Source organism: Chryseobacterium shigense (genome assembly GCF_900156575.1).
Classification (GTDB): Bacteria; Bacteroidota; Bacteroidia; order Flavobacteriales; family Weeksellaceae; genus Chryseobacterium; species Chryseobacterium shigense.
On sequence record NZ_FTNY01000004.1, the window covers coordinates 433910 to 454537 of the forward strand.

A 20628-nucleotide genomic window follows, 5' to 3' on the forward strand; every position below is an offset into this window, starting at 1 on the left:
TGATTTTTAACATATATATCAATTTTGCTTTATTCGTCGGGTAATTTTCAGACTGCCTTTCAATAAATGGAATTTCACCAGCCTGAAAATAGGGTAATCTTTTTTTATTGAAACCTTAATACAATCGGCTGGGAAAAAAGCTGTATAATGGGCTTTTTATCATAATACAAAGGCTTTTCCAAACCTCCGATGGCATACAGGAATAAGGCACTGATGATCTTAAATTCCGTACCGGACGATCCGCTGTATTGTACTTTTTTGAACTTCCCATCCACATCAATGATAAAATTCAGTTGGCACCGATAGGTTCCTTCCTCATCTTCTATTAAGTAAACCGGAAAATCAACAGTCAACCGTTTTTTTAAATCTTCAAGCTGCTGATAATTCTCTACCTCGGTGATATCCACAGATTTACTTTTGACTCCATTCGGAGAGACTATTTCTCCCGGCACTACTGTGTTTTCTACCTGTATTCCATTTGTTGTTTTAAATAAAATACTTTTATCTACCTTCCCGATGATGGTCTCTTGATCGAGTATACTTTGGTACAGGCTTTCCAGATTCCTTATTTTTTCAATGTAAAAACCTTTATATTTCTTACTGTACAGATCAGCATTTTTTTTGTAATCATAATGACTGATGCTATCAGAAAAACGTTTTTGAATAGTTTTCACTTCCGTTAAAATATTCCGGTTCTGCCATTTCTTCTTCTCCTGTGCTTGTGTTGTCTGAACACTAAGAGAAAAGATAACGAGGGTCATCAAAAATAAGGTAAAGCGGCTATTCATTTGTTGATTTTAAGGTGAGCAAGTGGTATCAATATTCGAAACTGATGTTGGTAACCAGAATTCCGCTGATTATATTTTTGTTTTAGCAAAATACCCTATCAGCATGGCCCAGCTTATAATCATAAAAAGACCTCCAAGTGGAGTAATAGGTCCTAAAAATTTCAGGTTGGCCCCCAGATAATCCTGTAAGCTAAGGAAATAAATACTGAAAGAAAACAGCATTGTTCCCGCAATCATTAAAATGGAGATCCATTTTTGTGCTGAAGTATCAAATTTCAGAATGTATCCAACAATCAATAGAAAGAAGGCAGCATACATCTGGTATCTCACTCCCGTTTCAAAACTTTCAAGTCTTTCCACAGACAGTATCTTTTTTAAAGCGTGTGCTCCGAAGGCTCCCAGAATAACAGACAGCATCCCATAGGCAGCACCGAAAATTAAAGTAATTGTTTTCATTTTATAATTCTTCTAATTCTAGATTTAAATATTTTTTTGTTTTGTGATCCTGCCAGGTTCCGATGATCTTGTTTCCTTTTTTATCCGCTTCTATAAAAGCCCTTGGAACCCATTTTTCTAATTTTTCATCGTAATAATCATTTTCCGTAATGGAAATATGATCCTCGCTGATCTTCCCTTCCCATTCTATCAGTTTTTTATTTTTATCATACCAATACATGGCTGAAAAAGAATTCTCATTATTATCGGTGTAAAGATGTTTGATAAAAACCGTAATGGGGTATTTATGGTCAATTTTTCCTTTCAGCAATTTATACTGGAAGCGCGTTTTATCAGTTTTTTCAGATCCAGATAAAAGATTTTTCGCATAGGTACTCCAGTATTTCTCAAGATCTTTATAAGGAATTTCTATGGTGTGGCTTCCCAGATCATCCAGTGCCCGCATCGCATGATTGGAACACCTTCCGGCCACAAAAGTCAGCTTATCTTTGCCAAAATAATATCCGATGTATTCTAAAGTATGCTCCATAAAGCAGTCTTCATACATCGCGATCTGATCCTGCACTTCTTCAGTAGGATTTTTATCAGATTTTAATTCTGAAAGAAATTCATTAACTCTCTTTTTGACTTTTTGGTTGATGATATTTTCAACTGCTTTCACCGAATTGGGTTGAAATAAATCCTGACAGTTGATAAAGTTTCCGGTTCTTACATCAAAATTAATCCACTTTGAAAACCCTTCAGGATACGCTCCCGAAGCCTCCCCGTCCATCCCGATGCTTACAATATTTTTAGGGGTTTCCAATTTCTCCCAGCTGTAGAAATAGAGATAATTGCCATAGGAATTCGTAGCCGTAGAAGCCTTCTTAAAAGGATCAGAACCTGAATTCGGAACATATTCCAGTTCATTGACCTGCAGAAAAGTATTGATCTTAGCTTCCACCAAGGGATTTCCCACATAGGAAACCACTGGAAATACTGCATTTTCAGATTTCGGCTGGAGATCACTGATCTTTATATTTTTCTGTTGTGAAAAACTTAAACCTGATATCAACAGGAAAAAGAATAGGTTCCGTTTCACTATTTGGATTTTATATAGATTAAAATAATTTTCGCAACCAGAGTCGAGATCCCCAATATCATAAAGAGAGTGGAAAATTTTTTAGAACTTCTGAATCCCGGGGATGTCGTTTTCTTTAAAAAGATTCCGAAGGTGATAAATAGTAAAGGTAAAATGATCTGCAGCATTATTGAGCTCTTAATCGGTTAAACTCATGAATAACCTCATGATGACTTACTGTTTTATCTTTAAAATATGTTACAAAATGTTGTTTCTCGGCTTCTGTAGCTCCCATTTGGTTTAAAATATTCAACAAGTGCATTTTCATATGTCCTTTCTGGATACCGGTGGTCACTAAAGAACGAAGCGCTCCAAAGTTCTGGGCAAGACCGGAAACAGCCAGAATACTCATCAATCCCTGTGCAGAAGGCTTTCCAAGAAGGGCCAGAGAGAATTTCACCAAAGGATGCAAATTCGTAAGTCCTCCTACAACTCCCACAGAAATCGGAAGATCAATCCAGAATCTGAAAATTCCGTTGTCTATCGTGCAGTGAGTTAAAGATCTATATTGTCCGTCTCTTGCAGCGTAGGCATGTGCGCAGGCTTCTGTAGCTCTGAAATCGTTACCAGTGGCAATGACTACAGCATCTACTCCATTCATCACTCCTTTATTGTGCGTTGTGGCACGGAAAGGTTCTATTTCAGCGATGGTCACCGCCTGTTTGAATTTTCTTGCAAACTCTTCATTGGAAATACCACTATCGTCCTTCAAATCTTCGATTTTACAGGAAACCTCAGCTCTCACAAGACAGTCGGGCGTGAAGTTGGAAAGAATATTCATCACCACCTGAAGCGAGCTTTTTTCTTCCTGTGTAAAATCTTCGCTTGTGGCTACTTCTTGTTTCAATGTTTTTCCAAACTGCTCGAGGCATGAATTGATAAAATTCGCACCCATGGAATCTACCGTATCGAAACTTGCTTTAAGCTGGTAATAATTGGGCATTTCAGAAGTTTTATCAACTAATTTAATATCCAAAATTCCCCCGCCGCGATTTCTCATATTGGCTGTGATCGCTTCCGTAGCTTCATACAACTTTTTCTTCAGATTAAAATTGAAAAAATGCTGAAGCTTATGAGATTCTACATTAAATATAAAGTGGGTGTGTCCCAGTTTTTCATTGTTGATAATGGTTGTTTTAAAACCTCCTTTATCGATCCAGAATTTAGCCGCCTTGGAAGCGGCAGCGACTACTGAACTTTCTTCTACCGCCATTGGAAGGGCGAATAGCTTTCCGTCGATCAGGAAATTCGGAGCAATTCCGTAAGGCATATAGAAATTGGAGATCGTATTTTCAGAAAACTCTTCGTGAAGTTTCTGAAGATCAGCATTTTCATTCCAATATTGTTTTAGTATATTTTGATATTCTTCGTTTCCTTCAAGGTATTCGCTCACAAGCCAATCTATTTTGCCTTGCTTGGTAAGTTTCGAAAAACCTTCTACCGGTTTATGATCCATAGCATAAATTTAATAGGGGTAAAGATAGTAATTTTGTAAGTCACCATTGTTGATAACTTCTATCGAAAAAGAGTGATAATTATAAATTTTGTAACTATTTTTGAATAAAATATTGATACAAAATATAACATCCGGTTAAAAATATGAATTTTGAACGCCTGAAAGAAAAACTTGAAATCCTTGCGGATGCTGCGAAATACGATGTTTCCTGCTCATCCAGCGGAGGGACGAGAAAGAATAAAAAAGGCGCTTTGGGAGATAGTTCCGTAAGCGGGATTTGTCATACTTATACGGAAGACGGACGATGTGTATCGCTGTTGAAAATTCTGTTAACCAATCATTGTATTTACGACTGCGCCTATTGTGTCTCAAGAAGTTCCAATGATATTAAAAGAGCAGGTTTTACAGTAGAAGAAGTAGTGGATCTGACGATTAATTTTTACCGCAGAAATTATATTGAAGGATTGTTTCTAAGTTCCGGTATTTTCAAAAATGCAGATACGACAATGGAACGTCTTGTAAGAGTAGCCAAAAAATTACGGACTGAAGAAAATTTTAACGGGTATATTCATTTAAAATCTATTCCGGGGGCCAGTGATGAGCTGATGCAGGAAGCCGCTCTTTACGCAGACAGGCTTTCCGTGAATCTGGAAATCCCAACAGAAAGCGGTCTGAAATTACTGGCTCCTGAAAAGAACCGCCAGGATATGATCAATCCGATGCGCTATATCCAGAAAGGCATTATTCAGTATAAAGATGAAAAGAAAATTTTCAGAAAAGTCCCGAAGTTTGCGCCTGCAGGACAGTCTACACAGATGATCGTAGGAGCCACCAATGAAAACGATTTACAGATCATCAAAGTGGCGGATCACTTTTATAAAAACTTCAACATGAAGAGGGTGTATTATTCGGGATATGTTCCTGTTTTGGAGGATAAAAGACTCCCCTCTCTGACTACGGAAGTTCCTATGCTTCGTGAAAACCGTTTGTATCAGTCGGACTGGCTGATGAGGTTTTATGGATTTAAAGCGGAAGAAATTTTAGATCCTCATATGCCGTTTTTAGATCTGGAGGTAGATCCTAAACTGAGCTGGGCTCTGAGACATCTTCACCAATTCCCTATTAATCTGCAGACTGCCGATTATCAAATGATTTTGAGGATTCCGGGAATTGGTGTAAAAACTGCACAGAAAATTGTTCAGGCCCGTCGTTTTCAGGTTTTAAATATGGATCATTTGAAAAAGCTGGGCGCTGCGGTCAACCGGGCAAAATATTTCATTGACTTTAACGCAGGCAATGCGTATTTACGATATCTGACCGATAAGAATTTAAGAAAACTCTTGATCGGCGGAAGTTCTTCCAAGTTTCACAATCAGTTCTCGCAACAGCTGACTTTGTTCTAAAGCTGATTTTAAAAACCGGGCAGGAAAAGTTTAGTTTATGGTTTTTTCAAATAATATTCCCATACGGTCTTAGTAATGTCAGCAATCGTTTTTTCTGTGACTACTCTATCTTCTGTAATATTTTTCAGATATATTGAGAGGATGAAATGTTTCCCGTTGGGAAGCGTTACAATACCTACGTCGTTCATTGCTGCTCTGAGATTTTTTTCATCGGTGCCGGAAATTCCCGTACGGTGTGCCAGTTCGGTACCTTCAGGCAAACCCGCTTTCATCCATGTGAGCCCTCTTGAGGTTTCCACCATTATTTTGTACAGATATCTTGTCGTGTTTTCCTTCAATACTTTTCCTTTGTAAAATTTTTCAAGAAGTTCGGTCGTTGCGATAGGAGTTGTGGTATTGGTATAGAGGTTTTCTCCGGACATTTGCTGCTCGTTGAATCGGATGGTAAAATCTTTAATTCCTTTTTTATTGATGAATTTCTGAACCGTTTGAGTTCCACCGATAATCTCCAGCAATATATCGCAGCCATTATTATCACTGTGCGAAACAGTATATCTTAACAGTTGGTCAAGGGTCAGATTCATATTCCCTTCCGGAAATTCATCTCTCATCGGGCTCCATGTATCGGCAAGAAGTTCTTCTTTTTTAATGAAAAATTTCTGATTCAACTGAAGCTTACCTTTATCCACGAGATCCAGAACTGTTAATGCAATATGAAATTTAAAAACGCTCATCATCGGCATTCTCTTATTTCCATTAATGCTTAAAGTATCTTGGTCTTCAATTCCTTTGACAGAAATTCCAAATGTTGCATTTTTTGTAGAAATTATTTGCTGTAAGTCTTTTTTTAATTGCTGAAGGGATTGTGATTTCAGCTGAATACTAACTAAACATATCAGCGTTAAAAAAATATTTTTTATCATCTTTACCGTCTCTATTTTGTAAGTTTGACTACTCTTTCAAAGAAACAAAATAAATACTTAGACCAACCCATTTTTGTAGTAAAAAATAATTTTATCTGATCATCATGACCACATTACTTTATGACGGAAGTTTCGACGGGCTTTTAACTGCAGTATTTGAAGTCTTTGAATACCGTTATCAAGATGTAGAAATTGCAGGGAAACAAAATTTTTATCAGGAAAATATCTTTGCAGAGATTCATGAAGTGATCACGCAAAGTGATAAAGCGGACAGGGTATTCCAAAAACTGGAAGAGAATATCGGAAGATCGGGCGTTCATCAGCTCCTGAAAACTTTCCTGTCCGAAGATCAGGAACGGGAGCATCTCATTCTTTCTGCTGTCAAACAATCTATCAAGCATTCGGATAAAAATATTCTTCAGAATTATGCTGATGAAGACATGCTGAAAATATCAAAAATCTGTAAATCTGTAGATCGTGAAAGGCACAGAATGACCGCTTTTGTCAGGTTTGAAAAAATGCAGGACGGAGTTTTCTTTGCCAAAATAGATCCGGACTTTGATGTTCTTCCTCTGATCCGGAAACATTTTAAAGACCGCTATCAGGATCAAAAATGGATGATCTACGATCTGAGACGGAATTACGGAATTTTGTACGACCTGGAAAACTGTGAGTTTTTTTATCCGGAAGAAAAACTAGACCTTCACCAGTACCAGCAGAAATTCCATGATGAGGAACAGAATTACCAAACGCTTTGGCAGCGTTATTTTACGAAGACCAATATAACGGAAAGGAAGAATTTAAAACTGCATGTACAGCATGTTCCGAAAAGATACTGGAAATATCTGACTGAAAAATGGTAACAGATCCTAAGAAATTTTAAATAACGTGCGTTCGGGATAAAATTGCTTGTCAATATCCTGATCATATATAATATAACGCAATGATTCTTTTATTTTTTTGATCGCAAAGGTGTTCCACTCAGCAAAAACAGCAACCTGTCTTTGCTGAGTGGAACACCTTTGCGAACATTTTTTTCAGGTTTAATTAAAAATATTTTGTGATCATAGCGTTTAAAGCTATTTGAAATCAAATTTTATGACATCTTTTAAAAATGAAAACCCAATAATAACTTTCAACCTCGTCCTTCCCGCTTCAAGTCTTTATCAATTAAATTTTCTTATCGCTGAGTTCGGATTAAAAAGCTGATCTCTGGAAATAAGTTCTAAAATCTGAATCAATCATTCCACATTGTGGATAACTTTTTATTTCGGTGAAAAAAGACCTGATTTAAAGTCCCTTTTTGATTTGTATTACTTAAATCATTCATTTCATGAGATATATAATTCACATTAATCAAAAACTCATATTGTGGATAACTTTTTTAAGTTAACATTCCGTTAACATTGAGGCTTTTTCAATCTTATTTTTCCTGTCAAATGGAGCAAATTATTCTATGATCAACGAGAATAGAGGTTTGAAAAAATCATTTAAAAATTTGAAAATCCGTGACATATGTAATGAAAAACTTACATCACCATTCTTTCTTTGTGGATAAGTCTTACTTTTTAAGGGTTCGCATAGCTTTTTTTACGATATACTGTGTCTCTTTTCCTGGGCTTTCCCTAAGCCATTCCTCGCAGGTTTCTATGACAAACTCAGGTTGTGATTTGCTTGCATCATTCAACCAGTTTCCCACACTATCCTGCACATATCTTGAAGAATCTGACCGTAAAGGTTCGAGAATTTTCAGTCCAAGTCCGGGATTTTGTTTTAAAGCATCGATATGTTCGCACCAAACTCCTCTCGGTCTTGTAGATTCGCTGGCAAAACGTCTCATGTTCTCATTGTCATGCAGCGTCCAATCTGATAAAACAGATAAGCTTTCATCAAGATTTTTGGATATATCCGGACGCACTGCCATCCAGCAGATTTCCCTTACTCCAAAATGAGAATCGGAAGCAAATGGCTTAATCCTGTCTAATTTTTCTTTAATTTTCAAATTATTATTTCGTCCAATGGTATAGGAAGCCCAGCAACGTACAAGATCTGCCGGATGGGCTGAAAGTTTGAGAAGAAATTCATCATCACTATTTTTAGAAGCCAGACTAAGTAAACCAATTCCAATGGTTTCATTAATGGTATTAACGGTTTGTTTTTTCAGCTGGTCTACATTTTCTACAATAGGTTTCAAATATTCTGTACGGTGATTCTGCTGAAGCAAATTTTCCAGCAACCGTCTTTGATCTACCGCCAGCCATTCTGTAAGATTGACACTTTCAATCTCTCCCCGATTTAGCTTTTCAAGAATCTCATTTGGAATGTCTTTGATGGAACGGGCTCCTTTTCGCTTTTCTGTCATAATACTTTAATAAGTTCTTCAATATCCAATCTGTTCATGTAATTTACATCTAAAAACCTGAAAATAATGTAACCCTCCTGATCAATTACAAATACAGCGGGAACCGGCAGTGTATTTTCTTCATTATTATTAAAATCGGTAAGATCAATGCCGAGACTTCTGTAATAAGGGAGTAGAAAATCCGGTAACTGAAAGACGATCCCTAACTTTTTCGCAAAAGTATTGCCGGCATCTGTCAAAACATCAAAACCAAGGTTATTTTTCTCAACTGTAGTTTTAGAGTGATGTAAAGTTTGTGGAGAAACAGCGGCCAAAAAAGTATTTTTTCCTTTTATTTCTGAAAGTTTTTCCTGAAGAGACCTCAGCTCGAGATTGCAATACGGACACCAGTTTCCTCTGTAAAAAGCCATGATTATTTTTTCTTTTTTAAGAATTTCCCGGGACGATAGTATTTGTCCGAAAGTATTGGGAAGAAAAAATTCAGGCATTATATCACCTACCTTAAGACAACTTTCTTCCAGATTACTGGTTTTTAATTCTTCAATAGATTTTTCAAAGGCCTGCAAAACTTCCTTGGGAAGCTGTGAAGATAAGGTATGATTTAATTCGTGAATCTGTTGGGCCAGAGTATTCATCTTTATAAATTTTATTATTTTTACAAAGGTGTAAAAGTGAATCAGAATAGGCAATAACGCATATTTTTCACCCATAGGGATAAAAAAGTCAATTTTATGAAAACAAAGGAGAAAGCTGAGGAAAATAAAATCTGTCCGTTGGAAGTAGCCGTCAATACCATCAGTGGAAAATGGAAAATTCCTATTGTGTGGCAGATCAATGAAGGTAAAAAAAGGCCGAGTGAATTTCTTCGGGGAATTGCTAAGGTGGACCGCAGAGTTTTGAACCAGCAGCTTAATGAGATGGTGGAAGACGGTATTTTGGTTAAACAATCGTTTAATGAATTACCTCCAAGGGTTGAATATACCTTAACAGAGCTTGGAGAAAAACTGGTAGAAATCCTCTGGCATCTGAATGATTGGGGAAAACTTTTGATCCCTGAAAATGAGAAAGTTTAAAGTTATATTTCACTTCATATACCAAAATCCCGGATATTTGTCATCAAACAGAACCTGCATGAAAAAAAATATTCTTATTCTGATACTGACCATCATTATTTCAAGCTGCAGCAAAGATAAAAAGATATCAGGAAGCACAATCGAAATCCCCGGAACTCAGGTGTCGGAGGGTTCCGTTCAAATCAATAAAGATAAAAATACCATCAGGGAAAGATTCTCGGCTCCCGAAGGATATACATGGGCTGAGAGTCAACCTGGCTCTTTCGGATATTTCATTGAAAATTTCAAGCTGAAACCTTACGGAACTCCCATTTTAAAATATGACGGAACTCCCATTGCCACGCAGGACGTTCATGAAGCTGTTTTTGATATCGATACCGGAAATAAAGATCTGCAACAGTGTGCTGATGCAGCCATCCGTCTGAGAGCTGAGTATTTGTATAAAGCTAAAAAATTTGACGAGATCAGATTTCATTTTACCAGTGGTGATCTGGTTTCCTGGAATGATTATAAAAATGGTATCCGGGCTTTCGTGAATGGAAATTCGGTGAGTTTTAGAAAAACAGCAGATTTTGATGATTCGTACCCCAATTTCAGAAAATACCTTGATCTGATTTTCAATTATGCCGGAACTATTTCATTGAATAAGGAAACAAAACCGGTCGCAGCAACTTCAGATCTCAAAACCGGTGATATCCTGATCACTCCGGGAAGTCCGGGACATATTGTTTTCATTTCCGGAGTCTGTCAGAATAAGGAAGGTGAAAAGTTATTTTTATTAAGCCAGGGATTCACTCCGGCGCAATCTATTCATATGCTATCCAATCCTTTTGATAAAAATATTTCGTCATGGTACCGTCTTGATGTAAATTCTTCTGAAACCAAAACAGCGAGGTATTTTTTTAAACCTACAAATTTTAGAAGCTTTTAATTATATATATTCAAAACTCTTCTCAACTTACTGCCATTATCTGAACTTGTTTTTGTAAATTTGTGTTCGAAATTTTTTACTAGATGAAAGAGAGTGCTGTAAAAAAAATTGCAGTTCTTACTTCAGGAGGTGACTCTCCAGGTATGAATGCAGCATTAAGAGCGGTGGTAAGAACCGCCAATTATTATAATATCGAATGCTACGGAGTAAGGGAAGGCTATAACGGGCTCATCAATGATGATTTCCTGAAAATGGGTCCCCGTTCCGTAAAAAATATAATCAACCAGGGCGGAACCATTCTGAAATCTGCCAGATCCGTAGAATTCAGAACTCCGGAAGGACGTCAGAAAGCTTATGACAACTGTGTGAAATACGGTGTCGATGCATTGGTATGTATTGGAGGTGACGGAACTTTTACCGGAGCCAAGGTCTTCTACGAAGAATTCGGGATCAGGGTCATCGGTGTACCGGGAACTATTGACAATGATATTTTCGGAACGGATAATACCATTGGCTACGATACTGCTTTGAATACAGCGATGGAAGCTATTGATAAGGTTCGTGATACGGCTACTTCCCACAACAGGGTTTTCTTTGTTGAGGTGATGGGGCGTGATGCCGGTTTTATTGCTTTAAACAGCGGACTGGCCACTGGTGCACTGGACATTCTTATTCCTGAGAAAAAAGACAGCATGCAGGATCTTTTCGCAAACTTCAGAAAAGCTGAAAAAACAGGAAAAGCATCCAGTATCGTGGTCGTTGCTGAAGGTGAAAAACTGGGAAGCATCTACGATCTTGCAAATCAGACGAAGGAAGAATTTCCTGATTATGACATCCGGGTAACGATCCTGGGACATATTCAGAGAGGAGGTTCTCCGAGCTGTGCAGACCGGGTTTTGGCCAGCAGACTGGGCTACGGTGCCGTAGTGGGATTAATGGAAGGAAAAACAAATGTAATGGCCGGAATGCGTTCCAATGATATGGTATACACGCCTATCGAAGATGCCATTAAAAAACATAATGAAATCAATAAAGATCTTTTACTGATTTCGGAAATTTTAGCAATCTAATTATTTTTTATAAATCTAAAACAAACTATTATGTCAACAATCAAAGTAGGTATCAACGGTTTTGGTAGAATTGGACGTCTTGTTTTCAGAGCAATGACTGAAAGAGATAACATTGAAGTAGTAGGAATCAATGACCTAATCAACGCAGAATACATGGCTTACATGTTAAAATATGATTCTGTACACGGTATTTTCCCGGGAGAAGTTTCTGTAGAAGGTAACGATCTTGTCGTAAATGGAAAAAAAATCAGAGTAACTGCTGAGAAAGATCCTAACAACTTAAAGTGGAATGAAGTAGGTGCTGAGTATATCGTAGAATCTACAGGTCTTTTCTTATCTAAAGACTCTGCTCAGGCTCACATCAACGCCGGAGCTAAAAAAGTAATCCTTTCTGCTCCATCTAAAGACGACACTCCGATGTTCGTCATGGGTGTCAACCACCTGGAGCTTACTGACGATATCAAAATCTTATCCAACGCTTCTTGTACAACAAACTGTTTAGCGCCTTTAGCTAAAGTAATCCACGATAACTTCGGAATCGTAGAAGGTCTTATGACTACGGTACACGCTACAACAGCTACTCAAAAAACTGTTGACGGACCGTCTGCTAAAGACTGGAGAGGTGGTAGAGCTGCTCTTAACAACATTATCCCTTCTTCTACAGGTGCTGCTAAAGCGGTAGGAAAAGTAATCCCTTCATTAAACGGAAAATTAACAGGTATGTCTTTCAGAGTACCCACTGTTGACGTTTCTGTAGTTGACCTTACGGTAAGATTAGAAAAAGCTACTTCTTACGATGAGATCTGTGCTGCTATTAAGGCTGCTTCTGAAGGTGAATTAAAAGGAATCTTAGGATACACTGAAGATGCAGTGGTTTCTCAGGACTTCGTAGGAGATAAGAGAACTTCTATCTTCGACAAAGACGCTGGTATCATGCTTTCTCCAAACTTTGTAAAACTTGTTTCTTGGTATGACAACGAAATGGGTTACTCAAACAAATTGGTAGATATGCTGATTCATTCTGCTTCTTTATAATCAGTAATGAGCAAATAAGTAATATAAAACCTTCCCGATGGGAAGGTTTTTTGTTCTTAGTATCGTAGAATAAACTATAATCTATTTTAGAAAAGCTGATTTAGAGGAACCCCGAATTTCACACCCCAAAAACTTTCCTCTTTTCCTTCATCGTAATTACTGAAAGAAGTATTACGCCAGAAAGGCTCAATATTGATGGTGGTCTTTCCATCTTTATCTCGCAGCGGAAACATAATTCCAACACTGAAAATATTCTTATTACTCGTAAAAGTAGTTGTACCAGGTGTGATAAACTCTTTATTCTGATAACCTACATCCAAACCTATCAAGTTGGATTGCCCAAGTGGTATAAAGCAGAGAACTTGTACAGAAATATCTCGTTTATATTTTTGCTTAAGCGTATTAAAATTGGTAATATACACACTATGCTCTTCTATATCATAATAAACGGTATTATTGGTTCCACTTCCATACCGGATCCTGTTCCATTCTACCGTTGAGAATATTTCAGAAAGAGAAGTCTTTTTTGAATATGATAATTGTGCATTCAGATATAATCCAAAACCTTTTCTCGAGCCATAATAAATATTTCCGGATAGGGAAAAATAAGCCCCGCTAATGCTTTTATTCATAGGGTCCATCACTGAATTCTGGACATTAATGCTATCTATTATTTTAAGTTTATCTTCGGAGTAACCGACATCAAGCTTCGTCCATGCTAAAAATTTTGTAGTCCAAATATTTTTGTACACTAAATTTTCATATTTTTCAACCTCCTGATGGTACACTTGTTTATAGTCCGATTGATCAGATTTAATTTTTTCCAACTTGTCTTGAGAATCCATTTTTTTTATTAAATCTTCCCGTACTAACCCATAAATTTCTTTATTTTTATCCCGGGTTTCACGAGATAATTCACCATAAGAATATCTTGAAGATAAAAGTGCGGTCCAGCTTCCCCCTACTCTTAACAATTTTCTATTTGAAAAATCAAAAAAGCCGTTATTATTAAGTTTTCCACTGGTATTTATTGAAAAAACATGTCTAAATTTTTCTTCGTCTTTTTTTTCAGGTATATAAATAATGGGACTCAAGGAAAAACTCTGCTCATTTTTATCAATGGAAAGCGCTGCATACTTTCCCACCTGATTATTTTCTGTAGATCCTGTAACAAGCATAGAAAAATCTTTCTTCACCATTTGGTTATAAGTGTACGCAGATACAATAGGAGTATATTTTCCCGACCTCTCTTTGATAAAATCTAAATCCTTATCTACTAAAGTCTTAAGTAAACCTTTAACATCCTCTTCTGGCTTTCCCTGAGATTTGAACATTCCCAGCCAAAGCAGGAACAATAGTAATACATATGTTTTCATGGCTATTAGTTTTATACAAAGTTTAAAAATCCATGAATACAAGTAAATTACCCGTTCGGGTGATTTTAAAGATACCATAAGGAATGGGAAGATAAGACTTAAGCCAAAAGAAAAGCCCCCCAGCAACGAGAGGCTATAAGTTTATCATTTTCAAACAACTAAAAAGAAAAGAGTAAACTGTTTTATAACATTCATTAAAGCTTCTTATTCAATAGCCGTTCAGGCGGTCCGCTTATGCTTTGTTTAATTATTTTTTTCTTGATTAAAAATGAATTATAGAATAAATTCAATCAGTAAACAAAACGGGATAAAGTAAATTGAGTTTTCCTGGTTATTAGTTATTACAAAGTTTAAAATTTTATCATCGTAAAAAAATCCCCCTTTTGTGGTATTTTGCAAGTATTTTAATTATTTTAGCATAAACCAATTAATTCATGGAGAATTCAGAAAAAAAACACCCTCTTATTGAAGTCTGGAATACATACCCAGGCGTAAGAAGAGATAGAATTATCCAGGATAAACCACCTATTGAGCGCATTATCAGTGAAATGTTTGCCATCGGCGAGTTTTATTATTATGCCCTCAATCTTACCAATAGTACGCTTTCCCATCATCATGAAAATATCCTCAGACTTCACGGGCTCGACAGTTATCCTGAAAATTTAAAAGAAGTTATAGACCTCACCCACCCTGATGATATAGAATTTGTGATGAAAGCTGAACAGACTCTGATCGACAAAATGACAGAAATAGGTTTCGAACATCAGCTTTACATCAAATGCAGCTATTGTTTCAGAATGAAAACAGCGGAAGGAAACTATGAACTCTTCCATCACCAGTCTGTGATCACTATGGAAGATGAAACCGGAATTCCTATTCAGGCGATAAACATCCATCATATCACAAAAGAAAATCCTTACACCGTCCTGATTTCAGGGATAGGTCCCAGAAATGACTTTCATCAGGTAAAACTGGACTCGTTTTCGAAACCTGAGAGTTTCCCTGAACATTTAACGAAAAGAGAAATGGAAATTCTGGCCCTTATCACAAAAGGATATTCAGGACCTGAAATTGCCCAGGCCCTTATCCTCTCTGAACATACAGTGCGTACCCACAGAAAAAACATTTTACGAAAAACAGATTCCAGAAACTGCAAAGAGCTTGTCAAGAAAGCCTTTGAAAGAGGACTTATCTAATGATTTGCTATTTTTCGTCAGGATACCTAATGAAAGGCTGATAAATCTCACCAGTCCATTTCGGTGTAAAACTTGTATTTTTATAATAATGGAAAACATGATACTACAGCCGCGTTTTAAAGATTCTCCTCATTTCAAACATTTCTGGGAAAAAGGAAACGGGAAACAACTGATCGACTTTTCGGGAGCTGAGGTGAATTTTAAGGACTTTGAAAAGTTTTCACGCTATTTTTATCATGTAGATGAGGTGGGAGATGAAGTGGTAAAAGAGGTTTATTTTACTAAAAAATTTCATGAAGCCTCACGAGAAATTGAAAATTATATCCGAAACGGAGTATCTGAAACAGATGCCGTTCCTGATAGCGTAAAAAAACTTTTCAGCCAGACCCAGCAGATTCCGGATTGGCTTGACTACAGCTTGCTGAAAAGCGGCGCAGAGCTCTGCATGAGAAGTAATGTTGACTCGCTGATCTCATTAAGGGATTACTGTCTGATCGGCGGTTATGATTATGCCTATCTTAATAAACCCCTCACCGCTACTGAGGCTCTGAAAAAAGGTGCGGTAAAACGTCTTTCAGAAACGCTGGACTTTTGGGTCAATGCAACGCGGTATGATGCGCTCCAAATTCACGCAAAAGGTTATGAATTTGCTATTAAGACCCGCCTGATCCATTCGTACGCCAGACTTTCGATCAAGAAATATGATAAGGAATGGGATACGGAAAACTGGGGTGAGCCTATCAATTCATGGGATATGATGGCTACGTATATTGGTTTCAGTCTTGTTTTTCTTCACAGTCTTCAAAAATTGGGAAATACCTTTTCAGAAGAAGAGGAAAAAGGAATTTTTCATCTTTGGAAATATGTAGGATACTTATTGGGAATTCCTGAACAACTTCTTCCCGACAGCAAAAAGCAGGCAACAGAATTTTTTCATTTATGGACTTCTGTTCAGCCTCCTTCCGATAAAGATTCTATTTTGCTAGCGCATTCTTTACTAAATGAATCTCTGGAAAATCCAATTTTAAAATTTAAGTTCCAGAGGACCAATCTCAGATATCTGCACATCTGCTGTACCTGGTTTCTGCTGGATGATGAGGTATGCAAAAGACTTCAGATCCCGGAGGTTTTGAACAGAAAACTGTTTCCCAAAACAAAGATCATATTCAACAAAATCTATGATACCATAGTAAGCCGGGATGCAAGAATAAAAAAAGGCGACAAAGACCAGATGAAAGTACTGGAAGACTATCTCCGAGTGACTAAAAATTCAAATTTTCGACAGAACAATACTGGGCAGCCAGTATAGTCAAGGGAAAAAAATATTTTTTATGTTTTGAATCATAAAACTTCACATTCCATTCGTAATGAATAACATCAGCCTCAAAACATTATTATTATTTAACGATAAAAACAGTTTTTCACAGTAAATATTATTAGTTTTTGACGGTAAAATTCCGTAATTTTGAGCAATTATTTTAACAACAGATGAGCAACATAGACGATAAGAAAAAAGCACTTGCATTAGTGCTTGACAAGCTAGATAAAACATACGGAAAAGGAACGGTAATGACTTTGGGTGACAGTACAATTGATACGACCATTGAAGTGATTCCTTCCGGATCTTTGGGATTAGACATCGCTCTTGGAGTAGGCGGATATCCCAGAGGAAGAATCATTGAGATCTACGGACCTGAATCTTCCGGTAAAACAACTTTAACACTTCACGCTATTGCAGAAGCTCAAAAAGCAGGTGGAATTGCAGCATTTATTGATGCAGAGCACGCTTTTGACAGAGGCTATGCAGGAAAATTAGGAATCGATCTTGAAAACTTAATTATTTCTCAGCCGGACAACGGGGAACAGGCTCTGGAAATTGCCGATAACCTGATCCGTTCAGGAGCAATCGACATTGTGGTTATTGACTCCGTTGCAGCATTAACTCCAAAAGCAGAAATTGAAGGAGAAATGGGAGACTCTAAAATGGGTCTTCATGCAAGATTGATGTCTCAGGCATTGAGAAAGCTGACTGCTACCATTTCCAGAACAAAATGTACCGTCATTTTCATCAACCAGTTGAGAGAAAAAATCGGGGTAATGTTCGGAAACCCTGAAACAACTACAGGGGGTAACGCATTGAAATTCTACGCTTCTGTAAGAGTAGATATCAGAAAAGCGAGTGCACCTATTAAAAACGGAGATGAAGCAGTAGGAAGCCGTGTGAAAGTGAAAATTGTAAAAAACAAAGTAGCGCCACCTTTCAAACAAGCTGAATTCGACATTATGTACGGTGAAGGAGTTTCAAAAACAGGAGAAATTCTTGATCAGGCTGTAGAACAGGGAATTGTAAAGAAAAGCGGTTCTTGGTTCAGCTATGAAGAAACTAAATTGGGACAAGGTCGTGACGCTGTAAAGGATGTGTTGAAAGACAACCCTGAGCTAGCTGAGGAATTAGAAAATAAAATCAAAGAAGAATTGAAAAATAAAGTGAAATAATTTTTTTTCAATCTATACCTTTAAGACAGTCTTCGGGCTGTCTTTTTTTTTGTGTAATTTTAAATAAAAACTCAAATGAAGCTGAATAATCTATCCAAAATAGCCGGTATTTCGGTATTTATATTTTTCTTATCCTGTAAAAAAGACAGAGAGATCAACCCTGATTTCGTCGTCTATCCCGTCGATACAAAAAACGAGACAATAGAATTTTTTTGGAAAAATAATCAAAACCAGCCTTTAAGAAATATTGAGAATTTAAAAAATTACATTAACATTAAAAATCAGAATTTAAAATTCGCTATGAATGGCGGCATGTTCATTGAAAACAATATTCCTAAAGGATTATACATAGAAAATTTTAAAACTTTACATCCCATTGATACATTGAAGGGTGAAGGAAATTTCTACTTACAACCCAATGGCATTTTTTATAAAACAAAATCTAACGAATCAGCCATTATTCCCACTGAAAATTTCAAAACAGATTCCGATATACAATTTGCGACGCAATCCGGTCCTATGTTGATCATCAATGGAAAAATAAATCCCATTTTTCAAAGAAACTCTGGTAATTTAAATATCAGAAACGGTGTCGGAATCTTGAAAAATGGGCATCCGGTTTTTGTGATGTCTAAGAAAAAAATAAACTTTTACCACTTTGCTTCCTTCTTTAAGAGCTTGGGGTGCAAAAATGCATTATATCTTGACGGTTTTGTCTCAAGAGCTTATTTCCCGGAAGCAAACTGGGTTCAGGAAGATGGAGATTTCGGAGTCATGATTGGTGTTACCACAGAAAAGTAACCAGTTTCAGGATTGCAGCCCACAGAAAAAAAATGCCAATCTGTCAGTTTGTTCAAATCGGTATTTTTTTTGAGCATAATAAGGAAATTAAAAAATCTAAAATATTATGACTAAAGGAAATATTAATGTATCTGTGGAAAACATTTTCCCTCTCATCAAAAAATTTCTTTACAGTGATCACGAAATATTCCTGAGAGAACTTATCTCAAATGCCACGGATGCTACTTTAAAATTAAAGCATTTAACAAGTATCGGAGAAGCTAAAGTGGAATACGGAAATCCGAAGCTTGAAGTAAAAATCGACAAAGAACAAAAAACACTTCGCATCATCGATCAGGGAATCGGGATGACGGCTGAAGAGGTTGAAAAATACATCAACCAGGTTGCTTTTTCGGGCGCTGAAGAATTCCTTGAGAAATATAAGGATTCTGCAAAAGACTCCGGAATTATCGGTCATTTTGGTCTTGGATTCTATTCTGCATTTATGGTGGCTGAAAAAGTGGAAATCATCACGAAATCTTACAAAGATGAACCAGCTGTACGATGGATCTGTGACGGAAGTCCGGAATTCACTCTTGAGGAAACCACTGACAAAACAGACAGAGGAACGGAGATTGTTCTTCATATTGCAGAAGATTCAACCGAATTTTTAGAAGAAGCAAAAATTCGTGAACTGCTTTCAAAATACAATAAATTCATGCCAGTTCCGATTAAATTCGGGACCAAAACTCATACGCTTCCATTACCGGAAGATGCTCCGGAAGACGCTGTTGCAGAAACGGAAGAAGTGGATAATATCATCAATAACCCAACACCAGCATGGACGATCGCCCCAAGCGAACTGACGAGTGAGGATTATATGAAGTTCTACCACGAGCTTTATCCAATGCAGTTTGAAGAGCCATTGTTTAATATTCACCTGAATGTTGACTATCCGTTCAATCTTACGGGCGTTTTATTCTTCCCGAAACTGAGCAACAATTTAAATATTGATAAGGATAAAATCCAGCTGTACCAAAATCAGGTATTCGTAACGGATGAAGTAAAAGGAATCGTTCCCGATTTCCTTATGCTTCTGAGAGGAGTCATTGATTCTCCGGATATCCCGTTGAACGTTTCCCGTTCTTATCTTCAGGCGGACGGTGCTGTAAAGAAAATATCTTCTTACATCACTAAAAAAGTGGCCGACAAAATGTCTTCTCTGATCAACGAAAACCGTGAAGATTATGAGAAAAAATGGAATGACATCAAAATCGTTATTGAATACGGAATTATCACCGAAGAGAAATTTGCTGAAAAGGCAGATAAATTCACGTTATATCCTACTACAGATGGAAAATACTTCCTATGGAATGAGCTGATCGAAAAGATTCAGCCTTCGCACACGGATAAGGATGGTAACACTGTTATTCTTTATGCAACCAATGCAGATGAACAGCACAGCTATATTCAGGCGGCTAACGATAAAGGGTATGACGTTCTGTTATTAGACTCGCCTGTCATTTCTCACGTGATCCAGAAACTGGAAACATCAAAGGAGAAAATCTCATTTGCAAGAGTGGATGCAGATCATATTAATAACCTGATCAAAAAAGATGAGCCTGTCATTTCTAAATTAACTGAAACTGAAAAAGAATCTTTAAAGAAGAACGTGGAAGAGGCTGTAAAAGATGCCAAATTCACTGTACAGCTTGAAGATCTTGACAGCAATGACGCTCCGTTTACGATCACGCAGCCTGAATTCATGAGAAGAATGAAGGAGATGCAAGCTACCGGCGGCGGTGGTATGTTTGGAATGGGTGGCTTCCCGGAAATGTATAATCTGGTAGTGAATTCAAACAGTGAACTTTCAAACCAGATCTTAAAGACTGAAAGTCCTGAAGAAAAGGAAACTTTAATCAAGTATGCTCTGGATCTTGCGAAGCTTTCACAGAATCTGCTTAAAGGAAAAGACCTGACAGATTTTATTCAGAGAAGCTATAAACAACTGGAGAAATAATCAATACTCTAAAAAATAATAAGACTGTTCTCATATTGGGAGCAGTCTTTTTTTATGCTTTAAATTTGAATCAAACCGAATGCGAAGTTAGGGAAACGAAAAGACGCAAAATTTTTTTTTATATCATACTGTTTTAAGGCGCA

The 20628-nt window shown here is 37.1% G+C and carries 19 protein-coding genes; 11 read left to right on the forward strand and 8 right to left on the reverse strand.

The features are described from left to right. Positions 1-104 precede the first annotated feature (104 nt). From BW964_RS15495 to BW964_RS15510, 4 genes are all read right to left on the reverse strand, one after another. Positions 105-788 carry a hypothetical protein gene (locus BW964_RS15495; RefSeq protein ID WP_123911934.1) on the reverse strand — a complete coding sequence of 228 codons (684 nt, stop codon included), beginning with the start codon at positions 786-788 and terminating at the stop codon, positions 105-107. Between the two features lie 69 nt (positions 789-857). Next, positions 858-1244 carry a DUF423 domain-containing protein gene (locus BW964_RS15500; RefSeq protein ID WP_076508513.1) on the reverse strand — a complete coding sequence of 129 codons (387 nt, stop codon included), beginning with the start codon at positions 1242-1244 and terminating at the stop codon, positions 858-860. A gap of 1 nt (position 1245) precedes the next feature. Continuing rightward, positions 1246-2325 carry a hypothetical protein gene (locus BW964_RS15505; protein ID WP_076508514.1) on the reverse strand — a complete coding sequence of 360 codons (1080 nt, stop codon included), beginning with the start codon at positions 2323-2325 and terminating at the stop codon, positions 1246-1248. A gap of 166 nt (positions 2326-2491) precedes the next feature. Beyond that, positions 2492-3820: a hydroxymethylglutaryl-CoA reductase, degradative gene (locus BW964_RS15510; protein ID WP_076508516.1), complete on the reverse strand. Its 1329-nt coding sequence runs from the start codon at positions 3818-3820 to the stop codon at positions 2492-2494. 143 nt (positions 3821-3963) lie between these two features. Between BW964_RS15510 and BW964_RS15515 the strand changes: the two genes are divergently transcribed. Further along, entirely contained in the window at positions 3964-5223 is a 1260-nt protein-coding gene (locus BW964_RS15515; protein WP_076508517.1) for a putative DNA modification/repair radical SAM protein, read from the forward strand. A 35-nt stretch (positions 5224-5258) separates the two neighbouring features. Here the strand turns inward: BW964_RS15515 and bla are convergent, their stop codons facing one another. After that, entirely contained in the window at positions 5259-6146 is an 888-nt protein-coding gene (gene bla, locus BW964_RS15520) for a class A beta-lactamase, subclass A2 (RefSeq protein WP_076508519.1), read from the reverse strand. A 104-nt stretch (positions 6147-6250) separates the two neighbouring features. Between bla and BW964_RS15525 the strand changes: the two genes are divergently transcribed. Beyond that, complete coding sequence (locus BW964_RS15525; RefSeq protein ID WP_076508520.1) at positions 6251-7009, forward strand: TIGR03915 family putative DNA repair protein; 759 nt, start codon at positions 6251-6253, stop codon at positions 7007-7009. A gap of 698 nt (positions 7010-7707) precedes the next feature. Here BW964_RS15525 and BW964_RS15530 read toward each other — a convergent pair. Then, the gene (locus tag BW964_RS15530; RefSeq protein WP_076508522.1) at positions 7708-8508 is read right to left on the reverse strand and encodes a DNA alkylation repair protein; all 801 of its coding nucleotides are present in this window, start codon (positions 8506-8508) and stop codon (positions 7708-7710) included. Then, on the reverse strand, positions 8505-9143 hold the full coding sequence (locus tag BW964_RS15535; RefSeq protein WP_076508983.1) for a peroxiredoxin-like family protein: 639 nt from the start codon (positions 9141-9143) through the stop codon (positions 8505-8507). Before BW964_RS15535 ends, BW964_RS15530 begins: the two co-directional genes overlap by 4 nt. 96 nt (positions 9144-9239) lie before the next feature. On the opposite strand from BW964_RS15535, the gene BW964_RS15540 reads away from it, so the two are divergent. The 4 genes from BW964_RS15540 (at position 9240) to gap (ending at position 12617) form a co-directional block, all read left to right on the forward strand. Further along, complete coding sequence (locus BW964_RS15540) at positions 9240-9581, forward strand: winged helix-turn-helix transcriptional regulator (protein WP_076508523.1); 342 nt, start codon at positions 9240-9242, stop codon at positions 9579-9581. Positions 9582-9639: 58 nt separating this feature from the next. Further along, the gene (locus BW964_RS15545) at positions 9640-10512 is read left to right on the forward strand and encodes a DUF4846 domain-containing protein (RefSeq protein WP_076508525.1); all 873 of its coding nucleotides are present in this window, start codon (positions 9640-9642) and stop codon (positions 10510-10512) included. A gap of 83 nt (positions 10513-10595) precedes the next feature. Further along, the gene (pfkA, locus tag BW964_RS15550; RefSeq protein ID WP_076508527.1) at positions 10596-11582 is read left to right on the forward strand and encodes a 6-phosphofructokinase; all 987 of its coding nucleotides are present in this window, start codon (positions 10596-10598) and stop codon (positions 11580-11582) included. 30 nt (positions 11583-11612) lie between these two features. Continuing rightward, complete coding sequence (gene gap, locus BW964_RS15555; RefSeq protein ID WP_073334309.1) at positions 11613-12617, forward strand: type I glyceraldehyde-3-phosphate dehydrogenase; 1005 nt, start codon at positions 11613-11615, stop codon at positions 12615-12617. 86 nt (positions 12618-12703) lie between these two features. Here the strand turns inward: gap and BW964_RS15560 are convergent, their stop codons facing one another. Continuing rightward, positions 12704-13993, reverse strand: coding sequence for a hypothetical protein (locus BW964_RS15560; RefSeq protein WP_076508529.1), 1290 nt, complete (start codon positions 13991-13993; stop codon positions 12704-12706). A 434-nt stretch (positions 13994-14427) separates the two neighbouring features. Between BW964_RS15560 and BW964_RS15565 the strand changes: the two genes are divergently transcribed. From BW964_RS15565 to htpG, 5 genes are all read left to right on the forward strand, one after another. Further along, positions 14428-15189: a LuxR C-terminal-related transcriptional regulator gene (locus BW964_RS15565; protein ID WP_076508531.1), complete on the forward strand. Its 762-nt coding sequence runs from the start codon at positions 14428-14430 to the stop codon at positions 15187-15189. A 97-nt stretch (positions 15190-15286) separates the two neighbouring features. Continuing rightward, positions 15287-16498 carry an oxygenase MpaB family protein gene (locus tag BW964_RS15570; RefSeq protein ID WP_076508985.1) on the forward strand — a complete coding sequence of 404 codons (1212 nt, stop codon included), beginning with the start codon at positions 15287-15289 and terminating at the stop codon, positions 16496-16498. A 179-nt stretch (positions 16499-16677) separates the two neighbouring features. Beyond that, positions 16678-17685: a recombinase RecA gene (gene recA / locus BW964_RS15575; protein WP_034749257.1), complete on the forward strand. Its 1008-nt coding sequence runs from the start codon at positions 16678-16680 to the stop codon at positions 17683-17685. Between the two features lie 75 nt (positions 17686-17760). Further along, on the forward strand, positions 17761-18486 hold the full coding sequence (locus BW964_RS15580) for a phosphodiester glycosidase family protein (protein WP_076508532.1): 726 nt from the start codon (positions 17761-17763) through the stop codon (positions 18484-18486). A 106-nt stretch (positions 18487-18592) separates the two neighbouring features. Then, positions 18593-20485, forward strand: coding sequence for a molecular chaperone HtpG (htpG, locus tag BW964_RS15585; protein ID WP_076508534.1), 1893 nt, complete (start codon positions 18593-18595; stop codon positions 20483-20485). The last annotated feature ends 143 nt before the right edge of the window (positions 20486-20628 follow it).

Coding starts and splice junctions, on each gene's coding strand:
- BW964_RS15510 (WP_076508516.1), bottom strand. CDS start 3,820: ATGGATCATAAACCGGTAGAAGGTTTTTCGAAACTTACCAAGCAAGGC.
- BW964_RS15530 (WP_076508522.1), bottom strand. CDS start 8,508: ATGACAGAAAAGCGAAAAGGAGCCCGTTCCATCAAAGACATTCCAAAT.
- BW964_RS15525 (WP_076508520.1), top strand. CDS start 6,251: ATGACCACATTACTTTATGACGGAAGTTTCGACGGGCTTTTAACTGCA.
- BW964_RS15565 (WP_076508531.1), top strand. CDS start 14,428: ATGGAGAATTCAGAAAAAAAACACCCTCTTATTGAAGTCTGGAATACA.
- BW964_RS15495 (WP_123911934.1), bottom strand. CDS start 788: ATGAATAGCCGCTTTACCTTATTTTTGATGACCCTCGTTATCTTTTCT.
- BW964_RS15545 (WP_076508525.1), top strand. CDS start 9,640: ATGAAAAAAAATATTCTTATTCTGATACTGACCATCATTATTTCAAGC.
- htpG (WP_076508534.1), top strand. CDS start 18,593: ATGACTAAAGGAAATATTAATGTATCTGTGGAAAACATTTTCCCTCTC.
- BW964_RS15535 (WP_076508983.1), bottom strand. CDS start 9,143: ATGAATACTCTGGCCCAACAGATTCACGAATTAAATCATACCTTATCT.
- bla (WP_076508519.1), bottom strand. CDS start 6,146: ATGATAAAAAATATTTTTTTAACGCTGATATGTTTAGTTAGTATTCAG.
- pfkA (WP_076508527.1), top strand. CDS start 10,596: ATGAAAGAGAGTGCTGTAAAAAAAATTGCAGTTCTTACTTCAGGAGGT.
- BW964_RS15515 (WP_076508517.1), top strand. CDS start 3,964: ATGAATTTTGAACGCCTGAAAGAAAAACTTGAAATCCTTGCGGATGCT.
- gap (WP_073334309.1), top strand. CDS start 11,613: ATGTCAACAATCAAAGTAGGTATCAACGGTTTTGGTAGAATTGGACGT.
- BW964_RS15580 (WP_076508532.1), top strand. CDS start 17,761: ATGAAGCTGAATAATCTATCCAAAATAGCCGGTATTTCGGTATTTATA.
- BW964_RS15560 (WP_076508529.1), bottom strand. CDS start 13,993: ATGAAAACATATGTATTACTATTGTTCCTGCTTTGGCTGGGAATGTTC.
- recA (WP_034749257.1), top strand. CDS start 16,678: ATGAGCAACATAGACGATAAGAAAAAAGCACTTGCATTAGTGCTTGAC.
- BW964_RS15570 (WP_076508985.1), top strand. CDS start 15,287: ATGATACTACAGCCGCGTTTTAAAGATTCTCCTCATTTCAAACATTTC.
- BW964_RS15500 (WP_076508513.1), bottom strand. CDS start 1,244: ATGAAAACAATTACTTTAATTTTCGGTGCTGCCTATGGGATGCTGTCT.
- BW964_RS15540 (WP_076508523.1), top strand. CDS start 9,240: ATGAAAACAAAGGAGAAAGCTGAGGAAAATAAAATCTGTCCGTTGGAA.